We start from the raw sequence: 16,305 nt of genomic DNA on the forward strand, positions 1-16,305 counted from the left end.
TGTACCCATACCGAACACAGAAGTTAAGCTCTTTAGCGTCGAATGTAGTTGGGCTTACGCCCTGTGAGACTAGAACGTTGCCAGGCAACAGTGAGGGCCTTCCTTTTGGAAGGTTCTTTTTTTATTTTAATTTCATATATTTTGATTTTCTTTCAAAAATAGAGTATCATAGTATAGTAATATATAATTGGAGGTTTGAGCATGTTTTATTTAGAAGATGAAAAAACATTAGTACTTACTAGTGAGAATAAAAAAGACATATTGAACGCATTAAAATTGATTAATAAAATTTCAGATAATAAAAGTATTAAAGTTGCATACATAAAAATTTTAGAGAAAGTTCTAGTATTTAATAAAGCAATAGAAACATATTATCATTCACATAAGCCTGGATATAATGAAGTTTATCAGGAGAGATTAGATAACCTTGATAATAGTGCAGATGAATTTAGACGTATTAAAGCTGATTTAAAACCTAACTTTGATGAAATAATTGTTGATGAAGATTCAGTAAAAGAATTCAATACAATTTTATCTAGAATTGAAAGTAGGACTTCTATTCTTTTTGAAGATGAAAAAGAGTATAGTTTTAATAATTATCTAGTAACTTTAATCAATAATAAGAAACTTGATGAATTTATATGGTTAAATACATTGTATAATATTTACAAAGATGGTAAGAGTTTAAATGATATAGTTCAAGATTATCAAAAATTAAGTGATGTTGAATACTCTGATCTTTATAAGATTTATCTTTTTGTTACTGATTATAATATTAATAAATTGTTATTAAAAAATGAGTCTCAAATCATTAATAATGAGTATCTAGAAGATTTCGAATCATTCTTTAATTATATGTATGAATTAATAGATGATTTGAGAACTTTTGTGGCTAAAAATGATAAAAAGAATATACTTAGTTTTTCAACAAAAATTGAAAGTTACACTAATATAAATACACCAACTAAAGAAGAATTTCTAGAATGCGTGTACAAAGTATTTAATTTCTTAAGAGCACTTTATGAAAATGATAACGCAAAATTGCTTTTATCTAATATATATCCAATCTTAGTAAAATCTTTCTTTGCACCATTGAGAAACGATGATAAGATTAAATATGATTATAATCAAGATTTCATCTATGCTTTAGAATATACGCAAATAATAATAGAAGTAATGGATGAAAAACATGAATAATATTTTTTCTGTTAAGGATTTTTATTGTGTTTATAATGACTATGATATTTCAGAATACTCTAAAGAGTTAAACTTACTATATCTACCATTATTAGGTAATGATGCTATAAGTTTATATAATTTTTTAGGGAGTAAAATGCTTAGTGATAAAAATCTTTCAAAGAATTATTTGCACTACGATATATTAGATAATTTAGCTTTATCTAATCATAAGTTCATTGTCGCAAGAAAGAAATTGGAAGCAATTGGTCTACTTCAAACTTTTTATATTGATAACAACGGAGTAGGTCAATTTGTTTATAAGATTAAGCAAGCTTTAAATTTTTCTCAATTCTTCGGAACACCTGTTTTGGCTCAATTATTAGAAAACACTATAGGGAGTGCTGAATATAAAGAATTAAGTAATTATTATTCCCTAGATAAAGTAAGTTTTAGAAGTTTTGAAGAAATAACTTCTAAGTTTTCAGATGTCTTCCATTTAGAAAACTTAAATGATTTTGGTTTTGATTATTTGGAAAATAAAGTTACTTCTGGGCCTAATTTTGATGAGTATTATTTTGATTTCGATAAATTAAATTATTATTTAGCAAATAGTTATCTAACTGAAGTTATCTCAAATGATGAAGTAAAGAACAAGATTTTAGGTTTGGCACATATTTATAAAATGGATCCTCAAGATATGTCTAAGGCAATTGAAAAATCAGTTGAAATTACTAATGGAGCTAGTGAAATTAATATAAAAGTTTTAACAGATTATATAGTACAATTGAATGTTAATGTAAGAAAACAAGAAGTACCTACATTAGAACGTATGGTAAATAAAAATTTAGCTAATATTGAGGAAGAGAAACTTACTGAGGAAGAATTATTTATTAAAGAAGTGGATAATACTAACTTTATAACATTTCTTAACAAACAAAAAGGTATTGTAGTTTCTAATATTGATGCAAAGAATATTGGTGAATTACAAAGTAAATATAATTTCCCTACTGGAGTATTAAATATTTTATTAGAATACTCTATTAATCAAACAGGAAATAATTCGATACCACATATAAATTATATTGATAAGATAGCTAGTTCCTGGAGTGCACAAAAACTTTTAGGTGCAAAGGATGCAATTGATTTTGTAAGAAATAATAGAAATTATAAGAAAAATATTGATACATCGAATAAAAAGATGTCTAAGCAACAAAAGAGCTATTCAAACAACAAAAAAGGAAACTATGCACCGTTTCCTGAGTATCTTCAAAATCGCCAAAGTAATTTTAATGTTACGAAGAAAAAAGAGGATCGTGTTGTAACTAAAGAAGATGAAGATGCATATAATAAAATGATGCAAGAATTGAATAATAAGAGGGATATGTAGTGAAAAAATTATCAAATATAGTCGCTAGCAATACTCAAGATTCATTTAAGAAATTTATATCGGAAAAAGTTTTAAATGACTCTGAAATTGTTAAGTTTATTCGTGACAATAATTTTACAAAAAATGATATAGAAAATAATCTTGAAAAGTTTTATCAATTTTATATTTCGAAAGATAAACTACTAAATATAGAACATAAGCCTAAGTTAATTTTTAGTAATGAAGAAGTTAATATATTATACGAAGAGACTGAAGAATACAAGCAAAAAATAGCAAGTTTGAAAACTTCTAATAAGGTAAAGACAGAGTTTATACCAAAAAGAGTTTTAACATACACTTTTGAAAATTTATCTAGGAGTAGAGAAAAGGGAATTTTAGCGACAGAAATTATTAAAATTTGTAGAAATATATTAAATGGCCAATCTTCAAGAGGTGTATATGTATATGGACCAACAGGTACAGGAAAAACCTATTTAATGGGTTCTATATACAATTATTTTAAACAAAATGGAAAAGAACCAACTATCTTATATTATCCAGAATTTATTAGAAAGATAAAATCTAAAATAAGTGATAATAGTTATGATTTATATATAGATTTAGTGAGAGATGAAGAGATACTTATAATTGATGATATTGGTGCGGAAAATATTACTGAATTCATTCGTGACGAAGTATTAGGTCCAATTATTAATCATCGAGAAGCAGAAAAGTTACCTACATTCTTTTCATCTAATTTAAGTATAGATGACTTAAGTGAATTGTTATCTAATGGGCGAACAACAGTGGATAGAACAAAGGCATTAAGAATAGTTGAAAGAATACATTCTTTATGTTCATCACATTTCTTAGATGGTGAAAACGAGAGAGAATATTATAATTAAAATAAACCAAGTATTTATAAAATTTTATGTTTATAAATGCTTGGTTATTTTTTTGGTAAAAAATTCAAAAAAATTCATTTTTTTTTTAGAAATTAGTGGAAAAAAGTGGGGAAATGTGGTAAATTATAAAAGTAAGGTGGTGAGAAGTAGTGTTTATTGGTCAATATAATAATAAAATGGATGCCAAAGGAAGGCTTAGTATTCCAATAAAGTTCAGAGATGAACTAGGTGAAAAATTTATTATTACAAGAGGTTTGGACTCTTGTTTATTTGGCTATTCACTACAAGAGTGGCAAAAGGTGGAAAGTAAGATAAAATCACTACCTATCACTAAGAAAAATGCTCGTACTTTCCAACGTTTCTTCTTTTCTGGAGCCACTGAAGTTGAAATAGATAAACAAGGGAGAATTAATATTCCAAACGCATTAATAGAACACGCTTTTTTAGATAAAGAGTGTGTTGTAAATGGTTTATCAAATAGAATAGAGATTTGGGATAAGAATCGCTGGGAAGATTTACTTGTTGAAAGTGAAGCTAGCGTAGAAGAAATAGCAGAAGAATTAGAAGATTTTGATTTTTAGGATGGATGAAAATGTTTAAACATTATAGTGTATTATTAAATGAAGCTGTTGAAGGCTTAGATATAAAAGAAAATGGTATATATGTAGATTGTACCTTGGGAGGAGCAGGGCATAGTTTAGAAATTTTAAAACGATTAAAAAATGGGAAACTATATGCTTTTGATCAAGATACTGTAGCTTTAGAAAATGCCAAAAATAAATTAGCTGAATACAGTGATAAAGTTGTCTTTATTAAATCGAATTTTGTTAATTTAAAAGGAAAGTTAGCTGAACATGGTGTTAATGAGGTTGATGGAGTTTTATATGATTTAGGGGTATCATCACCGCAATTAGATACACCAGAAAGAGGTTTTAGTTACAATTATGATACTAAGCTAGATATGAGAATGGACACTGATGCAAAAATCAGTGCTTATGAAGTAGTTAATGAATATAGTTATCATGATTTAGTTAAAATATTCTATCGCTATGGAGAAGAGAATTTTTCGAAACAAATAGCAAGAAATATTGAGAAAAAACGTGAAGAAAAACCTATTGAAACTACTTTTGAATTAGTAGAAATTATTAAAGATTCCATCCCTGCTGCCAAAAGAAGAACTGGAGGACATCCAGCCAAAAGAGTATTCCAAGCTATTCGTATTGCAGTGAACAATGAGTTATCAGTATTTGAGGATTCGCTTGAGCAAGCGATTGATATCGTTAAAGTAGGAGGAAGAATATCTGTTATTACTTTCCATTCTTTAGAAGATAGAATTTGTAAACAAATATTTAATTCACACGCAAAGGCAAAAGATATTCCCAAAAATCTACCAATTATGCCAGAAGAAAGTTTATCTAAATTAAAAGTAATTACGAGAAAACCTATATATCCTAGTGATATCGAATTAGAAGAGAATAATAGATCAAGAAGTGCCAAACTAAGGGTGGCAGAAGTACAGACAAAATAGAGGGGAGGAAAGATTTATGGCTACACTAAAGGTATATAGTAGAGAATATGGAGTACGAAAAGTACAAGAAAAAGTGAAATTTAATTTTTTGGAAAAAACTGCTTATGGAGTTTTTGTAGGAGTTATTTTACTTGCTAACGTAGTTATGTTAAACTATAAGGGAGAGATTTATTCACTACGAAGTGCTCAACAAAAAAATGATATTGTTATATCTGAAAAACAAAAAAATAATAACGAACAAAAAGTTATGATAAACAATCTGTCATCTTACGAAAGAGTTAAAAAAATTGCTGAGACAGTAGGAATGAAGACTCAAAAAGATAGTATAAAGGTAGTGAGATAATTGATAAAACTTTTTAAGAAAATATTAACTTTAAAGTTTTTGGAAGATAGAAAAAGTTTAGAAAGAAAAGATTATATCTCTCGAGAAAGAACAAAAATTGTATTTTTTCTAATTTTTGTTTTTTTCTTTGTATGGATATTAATATTAAATATTGGACAAATGATGCTAATAGGGACTGTTAGGGGCCATAATTTGACAGAATTAGCAGATAAAAAATATAAAATTGACAGTAGTTTACAACCAAATCGTGGGAAAATCTTCGATAGAAATGGGAATATACTGGCAGATAATATTGAATCTTACAAGATAGTTGCAGTAGTATCAGATAAAGCAACTGAAGATGATACAAATCCACGTCATGTTATTGATGTAGATAAAACTGCAGATGAATTATCTAAATTTATCAAATTAGATAGAAGTAAAATAAAAGAAATACTTAATAAAAAAGGTGTATATCAAGTTGAATTTGGAACAGCTGGTAAAGATATTAGTGTTGAAGATAAGAAAAAAATAGAAGAGCTAAAACTTCCTGGAATAGAATTTATAGCAACGACAAAAAGATATTATCCTAATGGAAGTATGTTAGGAAACTTTTTAGGCTTCGCACAAAATTCACCTGATAGTGATTTAATTACCGGTCGATTAGGTGTTGAAAAAACATTTGATTACTATTTAAGAGGTAAGGAAGGTCATATTACTTATGCTAAAGACGCATGGGGGAAAGTAGTTTCTAATATACCTAAAGTAGAGATTAAACCTGTTGATGGTGCGGATATCTATTTAACTATTGATAAAAATATTCAAGGATTTATTGATAATACTTTGAAAGATATTCATGAAAAATATGAACCAGAAAGTGCATTTGCGATAGTAATTAGTCCTAAAACAGGAGAAATACTAGGCTTAGGACAAACTCCAGCATTTAATCCAAATACTCAAGAAAATCTTTCAAGCGCTTGGTCAAATATATTTTATAATTCAGCCTATGAACCTGGTTCAACTTTAAAAACTTTTACTATGTCAATAATGGTTGAAAATAAAATTTATAATCCAGAAGCCTACTATAGATCTGGTTCATACAAAGTAGATGATGCTACTATTTTTGACTGGAATAAAACTGGATGGGGAACAATAACTCAACGTCATGGATTCCAACAATCTTCAAATACATTGATGTTAACACTTTTAAATGAATTAGGGACTGAAAAACTAAAAAGTGGTTTAGAAAGTTTTGGATTTGGAAGAAGTACGAATTCACTTTATGGAAATGAAGCAACAGGAGATTTAGTATTTAATAACAAAGTATCTGCTTCGACTACTGTATTTGGTCAAGGTAGTACAGTTACGGCAATGCAGATGGTTCAAGCAGAGACGGCAATTTTGAATGATGGTCAAATGCTAGCACCGTATTTCTTACAGCGAGTTCATGATAAAACATTGAATAAAGATGTTAATATTGGAAAGAAAACAGTAGTTGGGAATCCAATATCAAAACAAACAGCAGATATAATGAAAGAAGAACTATACGGAGTTGTTAATGGATCTTGGGCACAAGGTGGTAAGCGATATGCCGTGGATAACTACAGTACGTCTGGTAAAACTGGAACCGCTGAGGTAGTCGATCCTAAGACAGGGACATATTATAAGAGTCCATTTAAAGTAATGCACTCATTTATCGGATATGCACCTAGTGAAGATCCACAGGTGATTTTATATGTAGGTATGAAATTACCAACGAAACAGCTAGGTGCTAGTAGTGCATACGGAGCCTCTGAGATTTTTAAACCGATAATGGAAAATACATTAAATTACTTAAATGTAAAAAAATCAAATGATAGTGATACTGTAAAAAGTTATCAAATGGAAAATGTTGTAGGCGAGAATGTTAATTCAACAGTACTAAAATTACAACAAAAAACCAAAAATATCATAACAATTGGCTCTGGTAATAATATTATTGGACAATATCCTTCGGCTGATAATGTAATAAAACAAGATGAAAGAGTATTTCTGTTAGTTTCGGATAATAATATAGTATTACCTAATTTCATAGGATGGTCTAAGATTGATGTCATAAATTATGCTAAATTAGCCGGCTTAGATATTGAAACTGAAGGGAATGGATTTGCAAAACAACAATCAATTCCTGCGCAGAGATATATAAAAAAAGGGGACAAGATAAAAATAAAATTTAGTTAGGAGAACGAAATGAGTAATTCAGATACAGTATTTGCTATATCGTTATTATTGGTAGCATTTTTTCTGACAGTGCTAATGCTACCAAGATTAATCAAATATTTACATGTTCTAAAATTTGGACAAGCAATTAGAGAAGAAGGGCCACAAAGTCATATGCATAAAAAAGGTACACCAACAATGGGAGGAATATCTTTTATAGTTTCAATAGTAATTTCACTTATTATTGCAATGATCTTGGATAGTGGAAACATTCAATATTATATTTTATTCATTTATACAACTATCTCATTTTCAATTATTGGTTATATAGATGATATGCTTATCGTAGTTAAGAAGAAAAATGATGGACTTGCTCCAAGAAAAAAATTAATGTTACAAATACTATTTTCTGTAATATTTTATATCTTAGTTACATTTATTTATAAAGATATAAATTATATACATATCCCAGGATTAGATTATAATCTTAATATTTCATATTTATATCTGATCTTCTTAGTATTTTGGCAAACAGGATTTTCTAATGCGGTTAATTTAACTGATGGCTTAGATGGTCTAGCGACAAGTGTGACAATTATTACCACTAGTACATTTGCTTTATTAGCATATAAGGAAAATAATTTTCCTGTATTAGTTTTCTGTCTGACTATAGTTGGAGCACTTTTAGGATTTTTATTATTTAATAAAAATCCAGCAAAAATCTTTATGGGGGATACTGGATCTTTAGCTTTAGGTGGAATTTTAGCTGCGATTTCAGTAATCTTACATAAGGAGATAGCATTCTTATTTATAGGTTTAGTATATATACTTGAGACTTTATCTGTAATAATTCAGGTGGCTTACTTCAAAAAAACAGGAAAAAGAATTTTCAAAATGTCACCTTTACATCATCATTTCGAATTATCTGGGTATGGTGAAGTAAAAACTGTTTATATTTTTGTAATCATAGCTGTGATATCATCTGCTATAGGTTACTTTATAGGGGTTATTTAAAATGATTAATTTAAAAGATAAAAAAATATTAGTGTTAGGATTTGCAAGAAGCGGTTATTCAACTGCAAAAATCTTAAACAAACTTGGATATGATGTTACTTTAAATGCATATGATGATTTAAGTACCGATGAAAAAGCAGCTGAGTTGAGAGAATTAGGAGTTAAAGTAATTGATGGAGGGCATCCATTAGAACTTTTAGAAAATATTGATTTAATAGTAAAAAATCCAGGAATTAAATATCAAATAGAATTTTTACAAAAAGCAATTGATAAGAAAATTGATATTATAACTGAAATTGAATTAGCAAATACATTGTTTAACATTGATATGGTAGCTATTACTGGAACAAACGGTAAAACAACTACTACACAGATGACATTCGATATTCTGAAAGCTGCAAATAAAGATGTATTTTTAGCTGGTAATATTGGATATCCTTCAATTGAAATCGCATATAACCATCCAAATTCATTATTAGTTACTGAAGTTTCATCATTCCAATTACAAGGAACAAAATATTTCAAACCATCGATAGCTGTAATTACTAATCTTGGTGTTGGGCATTTAGATTATCATGGTAGTGTTGAAAATTATCGTGATGCTAAAAGAAATATTTATAAAAATCAAGATAGTAATGACATCTTAATTTTGAATATTAATGAAAAAGATAAATATGATATAGAAAAAATTAATTCTAAAGTGCTATTTTATGATACAAACGAAAATATAGAAGCAGATATCTATGTAAGAGATAATATGGTTATTTTTGAGAATGAGGAATTATTTGATATAACTAAACTCTCACTTCCAGGTATGCATAATGTGGAAAATGCAATTAATGCTGCTGTAATATCATTTATAAAGGGTGCTGATAAAGAATCAATTCAAAATGTTCTTTATGCTTTTAGTGGAGTAAAACACAGATTACAGTTTGTAGGAGAACATAAAGGAGTAAAATTCTACAATGATTCAAAAGCTACAAATCCAGTTGCAACAACTAGAGCACTATCAGGATTTGAAAAAAATATAATACTTGTTTGTGGTGGACAAGATAGAGGAATAGATTTTAAAGAGTTAATTCCATATTTACCAAGAGTAAAATCTATGGTAGTAGTAGGTGAAAGTAAAGAGATATTATATAACTTAGCTATTGATAATAATGTTGATTGTCATAAAGCAATTAAAATTGATGATGCTACTATTCTAGCAAATTCACTTGCAGAGAATGGTGATACAATATTATTATCACCAGCATGTGCATCGTGGGATCAATATAAGTGTTTTGAAGATCGTGGAGATGAATTTATAGCAACATTTAAGAAGATTATTCAAGAGGATTAAAAAACTATGAACAAGAAGAATAGGAAGTTACTTGAAAAAATGAACAAAGATAATCGTCGTAGTTCATTAGAAAAAATTAAAAGAAAAAAAAGACGTGAAGTATTTTATATAGTAACTTTATTTTTAATTGTAATAGGAGTATTTGTGCTTTTATTTAGTAGTTATTTAAAATTAAAAACAATTGAAGTTGAAGGTAACAATCAAATTACTAAAGAAGAAATACTCGAGGCAGGGAACATTAACAATAGTCTTCGAACATGGTCTATAAAAGATGATGAAATTCAAAATAATATAAAATCAAGATTTGATATATTTAAATCAGTAACAGTAAAATCTAAATTGCCTTCTTCTATAAAAGTGCAGGTAGAAGAGTATAGTTTTATTGCACAAAATAAAAAAGAAGATGGTAGTTTAGAGATAATAATGGAAAATGGGAAACCATATTCAGGAAAAATTAGAAACAATTACAATTTACCTATTATAGAAAATTTCAATGATGATAGTAATAAACTAGAAGAAGTTTACAAAAACTTAAATAAACTTAAACAGGAAGTACGATTACAAATATCTGAGATAATTAATGATGAAAATGATAGACTAATTATTTACATGAAAGATGGTCAAAAAGTTAAAGCGTTAAGAGCAAGCTTTGCAGATAAGTTGAATTACTATGAAGAAATATCTAAATATATTGAAGATAAAAATAATACTACTTTAAACTTAATAAACGGTGCATACCTTGAAACCCCAAAAACAGAAAAAGTAAGAAACGATAGTATTAAGAAATTGCTTGCAAGACAGGGATTAAATGGTGATGAGAAATCAAATAAAGATAATGAAAGTGTAGAAAAAGAAGAAAAACTACAACAAAGTAATAAATCTGAAAATTCTACTACAAATAGTCAAAGTAATTCTTCTAACAAGAACAATAATAGCAAACAACAATCAACACGTAATAAGAAAAATGAATAGTTATAAAAGCATCCTAAATTTTGTATTTTGGATGCTTTTTTTATTGAAAAATTATATAAAAGAAAAAAACTTATTCGTTATATTACAAATTAAAAATATTTTAATAAAATTTAATTTTTTTTGATGTTTTTCATATTTTTTTTTCTAATTTTATGTTATAATTTAGTATGTGTAAATAAAATATGTGTGTATTTACAATTTTATTATAATAACAAAGTTTAAAAGGAAGGAGTGTTTGACTTGAGTTCACAATTGTATACTTCAATAGATCTAGGATCATCTAGTATAAAAGTGATAATAGCAGATGTAGTATATGAAAAATTGAATATACTCGGTGTTGGTGTTGTAAAAACAACAGCTATTAAACGAGGGAACATTATTGATGTAGAATCTGCCTCTAGAGATATTCAAAAAGCAATAGATATTGCGAAAAGTGAAGCTAATAAGGACATAAGATCATTATATGTAGCAGTTCCAAGTATACACACTCATATTAAAAAAAGTGTAGCGGAAATTAAATTTGATACAAAACACGATATTGATGGTAGAGATATCGAAGAAGTAATTGAAGAAGCAAAAATACTACCATTACCACGAGAAAGAGAAGTGGTACAAGTAATTCCAGATTACTATCGTCTTGATGATATTGAAAATATTAGAAAACCAAAAGGAATGACTGTTCATAATTCATTTGAGGTAACAGGAAATAGAGTTTTAACATCTAAAACTCATCTTCACACAATATATAAAAGTATTGAAAATCTAAGATTAGATTGTAACGAGACATTCTGTACATCTCATTCATTAGGTGAATTACTATTAAATGATGAAGAAAAAGATTATGGATCAGTAATTATTGATATTGGAGCAGGGCTTACGACTGTGAGTTATTTTGAAGATGGAATCCTTCAATTATCACAATCAATTGAGTTAGCAGGTGAAGATATTACACGTACAATATCAGATGTTTTAAATGTCCCATTAAAACGTGCAGAAGAGATAAAAGTTACTCAAGGGCATGCTTTTTACGACTTAGCATCACCACAAGTAATTATTGACTTAGATAATTTAGAACCAGATGAAGAACCATATACACAAAAAGAATTAGCAGATTACATTGAAGAAATTGTAGAAGAGATTATTTTACGTTCATTCGATGTATTAAGAAAAGCTGGTATAAATAGAGTAAAAGGTAACGTTGTGTTAACAGGTGGAACAACACTTATGCCTGGTGTTCTAGACTTAGCAAAAGATATGCTAAGAAAAATGAATGTAAGAATTGGTTCGCCAAAAATCATAGGAGCTAATTCACCAGAATTATCTGTTGTTGTAGGTACATTAACAAGTAGTTACAAAATTGAATCATTGTTTGGATATCAAGTAACTGATGAAGTACCGACAATAAAAAATACAAATTCAACATTTGAAAATGTTTCTGCAGTGGAAGAAATTACAGTAAATAATTCAAAAGTTGAAGCACCAGTGATAAGTGAAACTCATGAAGATGTTCATGAAGAAGAAACTTATTATGAAGAAGAGAAAAAAGAAGAAGATAAAAACTTTTTCGATAAAATAACTAAAATGTATAATTCGTTTTTTGAATAATAATCAGGAGGAAATAAAGAATGTTTGAAGAATTTGATCAATCAGCAGTAATTAAAGTAGTAGGTGTTGGTGGCGGTGGTGGTAACGCCGTTGACCGAATGGTAGAAAGTGGAATTCAAAATGTTGAATTTATCGCAGTAAATACAGATGCTCAAGCTTTAAAACGCTCTAAAGCAGACGTAAGAATTCAAATCGGTGAAAAATTAACAAAAGGTCTTGGTGCAGGTGCTAACCCTGAAGTAGGGCGTAAAGCTGCTGAAGAAACTAAAGATAAAATTGAAGAAGCGCTAGAAGGAGCAGATATGGTATTCGTTACTTCTGGTATGGGTGGAGGAACTGGTACAGGTGCAGCTCCAATCGTAGCAAGTATTGCTAAAGAATTAGGTGCTTTAACTGTAGGTGTTGTTACTCGTCCATTCAACTTTGAAGGTAAAAAACGTCAAGTACAATCTACAGCTGGAATTAACTCACTTAAAGGTGCTGTAGATACACTTATCGTTATTCCTAACGATAGATTATTAGATATCGTAGATAAATCTACTCCAATGATGCAAGCTTTTGTTGAAGCTGATAATGTGTTACGTCAAGGGGTTCAAGGTATTTCTGATTTAATTAATGTATCAGGTACAGTTAACCTTGACTTTGCTGATGTTAAAGCAATTATGGCTGATCAAGGTTCTGCATTAATGGGTATCGGGGTAGCTTCAGGTGAAAACAGAGCTATCGAAGCAGCTAAAAAAGCTATTTCATCTCCATTACTTGAAACATCAATCGTTGGAGCTAAAGGTGTGTTATTAAACATTACTGGTGGTCCATCATTAAGTTTATTTGAAGCTCAAGCGGCTGCAAGTATCGTTCAAGAGGCAAGTGATGACGAAGTGAACATGATCTTCGGTACAGTATTTAACGAAGAATTAGAAAAAACTGATGAAATCATCGTTACAGTAATCGCTACTGGATTTGAAGAAGATGGAGTAAGTGTTGAAAGAGATATCTTAGCACAACGTCCAGCTCAACCAGAAGCTAGCTCGTTCACAAGTGGATACGGTAAAAACGAAGTAGAACAAGAAATGTACCCACGTCCAAGAAGAAGAACAAGAAGAGAAATCTAATAATAAGAAAGAAAATCGGATAAATATCTGATTTTCTTTTTATATGCTTCATTTTAAAATTATATATTTTATAATATTTAATTAAAACATCCTGATAAATTTGTTTTTTATCAGGATATTTTTGAATTTTATTCTATTAAAATAAATTTTATATCGAAGTTAATTACATGTTTTAAAGTGTTGTATATAAATGATTTATTAAGAGCTGTATTACAAAATTTTAGTAAATCATTTTCATCATAATCAGCATATAGATAATATGTAATGTTACAAAAATCTATTTTTGGTTCTTCGTCGTATCCTTTAACACCGATTAGCGAAAGTGGGTTTTTTAAATTTAGATGTATTTTTCCTTCAAGTTCTTCAATATCAATATTAAGTTGTTTGCTTTGTGATACAATACTATGGGCAATTCCACCTAGGATAGAAGCTGCAAAATAATTAATACTACTTGCATAATCAGCATTAATGTCAAAACTAATTTCACTAGATATACTTATACAATCATTATTAGTGTACATCTTAAATATATTACTAAATAAAATTCCTCTAAAAGTTAAATCATAATTTTTAGATTCATATAGATTACTCATATAGTTTCCTCAATGTAATTTTAGCTTCATTTAGGCGAGCTAATTTTTTATCAATTATCTCCATTGTACTTACCGGTCTATTTGCAAATGTAGCAAAACCACAGTCAGGATTTAACCAAATTCTTTCTTTAGGAATATATTGCATTACTTCTTCTACACGATTTAGGATATCTTCTAATGGTTCTATATCGTCTGTCCTTGGATTCATAACACCTAATCCTAGTATACAATTATCCCTTATTAAAGTACTACTGAATAATGAAGATATTTCTCCAGCACGAGGAGTAGAAAACTCTAATGTAAGTATATTAGGAAGAGTTTCTTCGAATAATGGAAGTAGAGGAGTATAAGGTCCAGTAAGTAGAATACTTTCATCACGACTCCAATTACCACGACAAACATGAAGAGAAACTAATATTTCTTTTTCTTTAGCATAATCAATTACAGATTTAATTAATTTAGTAGCAAATTTTAATTCTTCAGTAGGATCTTTTTTCTCAGATAATGCTGCACACATAAAAGATCTTGTCTTACCTTCAGAAAATACCACTTCGGTTAGTACAGGTTCATCAAATTGAATAACATCTATGCCTATTTTTGCTAATGAATCAATTTCTTCTTTTAATACTTTAATTATGTCTTCTCCTAGAGAATCTTTGCTATCGTAATATTGTTTTGATAGAGCAGGTAACCACATGGACCTAGTTATTAAATAAGGACCTGGTAATGTTGCCTTGATTTTCTTATCGGTTAATTTTTTTAGTTCAATCATTTCATCAGCTACTAGAGGTTTATTATATTTTACTTTTCCTGTACAAATTGCGTTTTTTATACTAATTGCAGGAACATCTAATATTTCTAGTATTTGTTCAAAACCTTGTTTATCCTCAATGTAGTCAAACATATCAGCCATACTCATCATAGTAACACCGTTAAGTTTTTCAGCTATAAATGAAACATAGTTATCACGACTTAATTCACCATTTGTAATAATATCAATATTATTATTTTCTTGAAGATTTATTACGTATTTTGTTTCTTCAGCTAGGATTTCTTGATATGTTTTTAAGTCGATATTTCCTTTATTTAATTTTCGTTTTGCGGTCAATAGTTTTTTACTACGAGGCATACTGCCAAGAAGAGAAACTAAGAAAGATGAATTAGTCATAATTATTCACCATGAAACTCTTTAAAAAAATCTAAATATTCATTGGCTTCAGTAAGTTGTTTAAACCCAGAAGTACGACCAGATACCCATTCTTTTAATCCTTCCATATCCATCATTTCTTTATGCTCAGGATTATTGTAATTCATTTTGTGTAATACTTCTATAAATTTTTCAAAACGAGCTACGTCTAATTCTGGATGTCCTGAGAAGATACAGTGATCAAAGAAATCTGTTTTTGATAAAATTTTCACCTGATTTTTATCTAGAGTTCCATCTGCAATCCAAGCATTATAGTTTAAATCTAGCATCCACGTAGCAGCTACTTCATCATTTTTTAAAGCTATTGCTGAATCAAGTTCTCCACCGACATGGTCACCATGAAGTCCGACACCGATATCGAAACGTTTTTCTATATAATCTGTTTTAAATTCTAATCCATTTTTGTGAAGATGGTTAATAGGAATTAATCTTGCTTGTGGTGAATCAATTGCACCGAAACCTATTGTTTTATTTCTTAAGTCTTGGATAGAGTTAATATTGCTATTAGCTTTTACTACTAAATATGAACTACGATCACGGTCAGTATCACGCATAGAACCATTTAACGCATTTCCGTTAGTGCGTAGGTGAGTATCTAACCATGCTAAAGGAGAATTCCAAGCTACATCAATTTCTTTAGCTAATAAACCATCAACTTGACCTTTGTAATCTTTGTAATAAACTGGTTCAATAGGAAAGTCTTCATCCTCAAAAAATTTCGCAATAATTCCCCAAATTACAGTTACTTTTGGGTCATAGATTACAGCTCCAACTTTTAATTTTGACATAATATTATTCCTCTTTTCTTATTTTTATTTTTTAAATAAAGGGGAGTGACTCAAAAATCGTGATTTCTTAAGAAACAAGATTTTGTCGAGTCACCCCCGCACAGTTTATTAGATATCTAAAAAGCTTTTATAAAGCGAATTTAGATATCAATAAACCACTGCGTCTATGAGTT

General features: G+C 28.8%; 15 protein-coding genes. 12 read left to right on the forward strand and 3 right to left on the reverse strand.

The genetic code is table 11. The features are described from left to right. Positions 1-201: 201 nt before the first annotated feature. The 12 genes from PNO30_RS02810 (at position 202) to ftsZ (ending at position 13,544) form a co-directional block, all read left to right on the forward strand. Positions 202-1,197 carry a hypothetical protein gene (locus PNO30_RS02810; RefSeq protein WP_271987082.1) on the forward strand — a complete coding sequence of 332 codons (996 nt, stop codon included), beginning with the start codon at positions 202-204 and terminating at the stop codon, positions 1,195-1,197. Next, positions 1,190-2,566 carry a DnaD domain protein gene (locus PNO30_RS02815; RefSeq protein WP_271987083.1) on the forward strand — a complete coding sequence of 459 codons (1,377 nt, stop codon included), beginning with the start codon at positions 1,190-1,192 and terminating at the stop codon, positions 2,564-2,566. The genes PNO30_RS02810 and PNO30_RS02815 overlap by 8 nt, the downstream gene beginning before the upstream one ends. Next, on the forward strand, positions 2,566-3,450 hold the full coding sequence (gene dnaI, locus PNO30_RS02820) for a primosomal protein DnaI (protein ID WP_271987084.1): 885 nt from the start codon (positions 2,566-2,568) through the stop codon (positions 3,448-3,450). The genes PNO30_RS02815 and dnaI overlap by 1 nt, the downstream gene beginning before the upstream one ends. Positions 3,451-3,599: 149 nt before the next feature. Then, positions 3,600-4,031, forward strand: a complete 432-nt coding sequence (mraZ, locus tag PNO30_RS02825) for a division/cell wall cluster transcriptional repressor MraZ (RefSeq protein WP_048802591.1) — start codon at positions 3,600-3,602, stop codon at positions 4,029-4,031. 11 nt (positions 4,032-4,042) lie between these two features. After that, a complete protein-coding gene (rsmH, locus tag PNO30_RS02830; RefSeq protein WP_271987085.1) occupies positions 4,043-4,978 on the forward strand; it encodes a 16S rRNA (cytosine(1402)-N(4))-methyltransferase RsmH in 936 nt (311 codons plus the stop codon). A gap of 16 nt (positions 4,979-4,994) precedes the next feature. Further along, positions 4,995-5,321, forward strand: a complete 327-nt coding sequence (locus PNO30_RS02835; protein WP_003145776.1) for a cell division protein FtsL — start codon at positions 4,995-4,997, stop codon at positions 5,319-5,321. Positions 5,322-5,513: 192 nt separating this feature from the next. After that, positions 5,514-7,520, forward strand: coding sequence for a penicillin-binding transpeptidase domain-containing protein (locus PNO30_RS02840; RefSeq protein ID WP_271987086.1), 2,007 nt, complete (start codon positions 5,514-5,516; stop codon positions 7,518-7,520). A gap of 9 nt (positions 7,521-7,529) precedes the next feature. Next, positions 7,530-8,513: a phospho-N-acetylmuramoyl-pentapeptide-transferase gene (mraY, locus tag PNO30_RS02845; protein WP_102170332.1), complete on the forward strand. Its 984-nt coding sequence runs from the start codon at positions 7,530-7,532 to the stop codon at positions 8,511-8,513. 1 nt (position 8,514) lies between these two features. Further along, a complete protein-coding gene (gene murD / locus PNO30_RS02850; protein ID WP_271987087.1) occupies positions 8,515-9,855 on the forward strand; it encodes a UDP-N-acetylmuramoyl-L-alanine--D-glutamate ligase in 1,341 nt (446 codons plus the stop codon). Positions 9,856-9,861: 6 nt separating this feature from the next. Next, positions 9,862-10,827, forward strand: coding sequence for a cell division protein FtsQ/DivIB (locus tag PNO30_RS02855; protein ID WP_271987088.1), 966 nt, complete (start codon positions 9,862-9,864; stop codon positions 10,825-10,827). A gap of 231 nt (positions 10,828-11,058) precedes the next feature. Then, positions 11,059-12,432 (forward strand): cell division protein FtsA, encoded by a 1,374-nt coding sequence (gene ftsA, locus PNO30_RS02860; RefSeq protein WP_271987089.1) that lies wholly within the window; start codon positions 11,059-11,061, stop codon positions 12,430-12,432. A gap of 20 nt (positions 12,433-12,452) precedes the next feature. After that, positions 12,453-13,544 (forward strand): cell division protein FtsZ, encoded by a 1,092-nt coding sequence (gene ftsZ / locus PNO30_RS02865; protein ID WP_271966140.1) that lies wholly within the window; start codon positions 12,453-12,455, stop codon positions 13,542-13,544. 128 nt (positions 13,545-13,672) lie between these two features. Here the strand turns inward: ftsZ and PNO30_RS02870 are convergent, their stop codons facing one another. The 3 genes from PNO30_RS02870 to PNO30_RS02880 are packed head-to-tail and all read right to left on the reverse strand — an operon-like array spanning position 13,673 to position 16,132. Beyond that, on the reverse strand, positions 13,673-14,137 hold the full coding sequence (locus tag PNO30_RS02870) for an OsmC family protein (RefSeq protein ID WP_271987090.1): 465 nt from the start codon (positions 14,135-14,137) through the stop codon (positions 13,673-13,675). Next, entirely contained in the window at positions 14,130-15,305 is a 1,176-nt protein-coding gene (locus tag PNO30_RS02875) for a cobalamin-independent methionine synthase II family protein (protein WP_271966137.1), read from the reverse strand. Before PNO30_RS02875 ends, PNO30_RS02870 begins: the two co-directional genes overlap by 8 nt. A gap of 2 nt (positions 15,306-15,307) precedes the next feature. Further along, positions 15,308-16,132: a phosphate/phosphite/phosphonate ABC transporter substrate-binding protein gene (locus PNO30_RS02880; RefSeq protein ID WP_271987091.1), complete on the reverse strand. Its 825-nt coding sequence runs from the start codon at positions 16,130-16,132 to the stop codon at positions 15,308-15,310. Positions 16,133-16,305 lie beyond the last annotated feature (173 nt).

Origin of the sequence: Gemella haemolysans (assembly GCF_028308085.1) — a bacterium.
Classification (GTDB): Bacteria; Bacillota; Bacilli; order Staphylococcales; family Gemellaceae; genus Gemella; species Gemella haemolysans_D.

Excerpts from the sequence above, each read along its gene's own strand:
- PNO30_RS02810 (WP_271987082.1), top strand. The coding sequence starts at position 202 with ATGTTTTATTTAGAAGATGAAAAAACATTAGTACTTACTAGTGAGAAT.
- PNO30_RS02815 (WP_271987083.1), top strand. The coding sequence starts at position 1,190 with ATGAATAATATTTTTTCTGTTAAGGATTTTTATTGTGTTTATAATGAC.
- rsmH (WP_271987085.1), top strand. The coding sequence starts at position 4,043 with ATGTTTAAACATTATAGTGTATTATTAAATGAAGCTGTTGAAGGCTTA.
- PNO30_RS02835 (WP_003145776.1), top strand. The coding sequence starts at position 4,995 with ATGGCTACACTAAAGGTATATAGTAGAGAATATGGAGTACGAAAAGTA.
- mraY (WP_102170332.1), top strand. The coding sequence starts at position 7,530 with ATGAGTAATTCAGATACAGTATTTGCTATATCGTTATTATTGGTAGCA.
- murD (WP_271987087.1), top strand. The coding sequence starts at position 8,515 with ATGATTAATTTAAAAGATAAAAAAATATTAGTGTTAGGATTTGCAAGA.
- PNO30_RS02855 (WP_271987088.1), top strand. The coding sequence starts at position 9,862 with ATGAACAAGAAGAATAGGAAGTTACTTGAAAAAATGAACAAAGATAAT.
- ftsZ (WP_271966140.1), top strand. The coding sequence starts at position 12,453 with ATGTTTGAAGAATTTGATCAATCAGCAGTAATTAAAGTAGTAGGTGTT.
- PNO30_RS02870 (WP_271987090.1), bottom strand. The coding sequence starts at position 14,137 with ATGAGTAATCTATATGAATCTAAAAATTATGATTTAACTTTTAGAGGA.
- PNO30_RS02875 (WP_271966137.1), bottom strand. The coding sequence starts at position 15,305 with ATGACTAATTCATCTTTCTTAGTTTCTCTTCTTGGCAGTATGCCTCGT.
- PNO30_RS02880 (WP_271987091.1), bottom strand. The coding sequence starts at position 16,132 with ATGTCAAAATTAAAAGTTGGAGCTGTAATCTATGACCCAAAAGTAACT.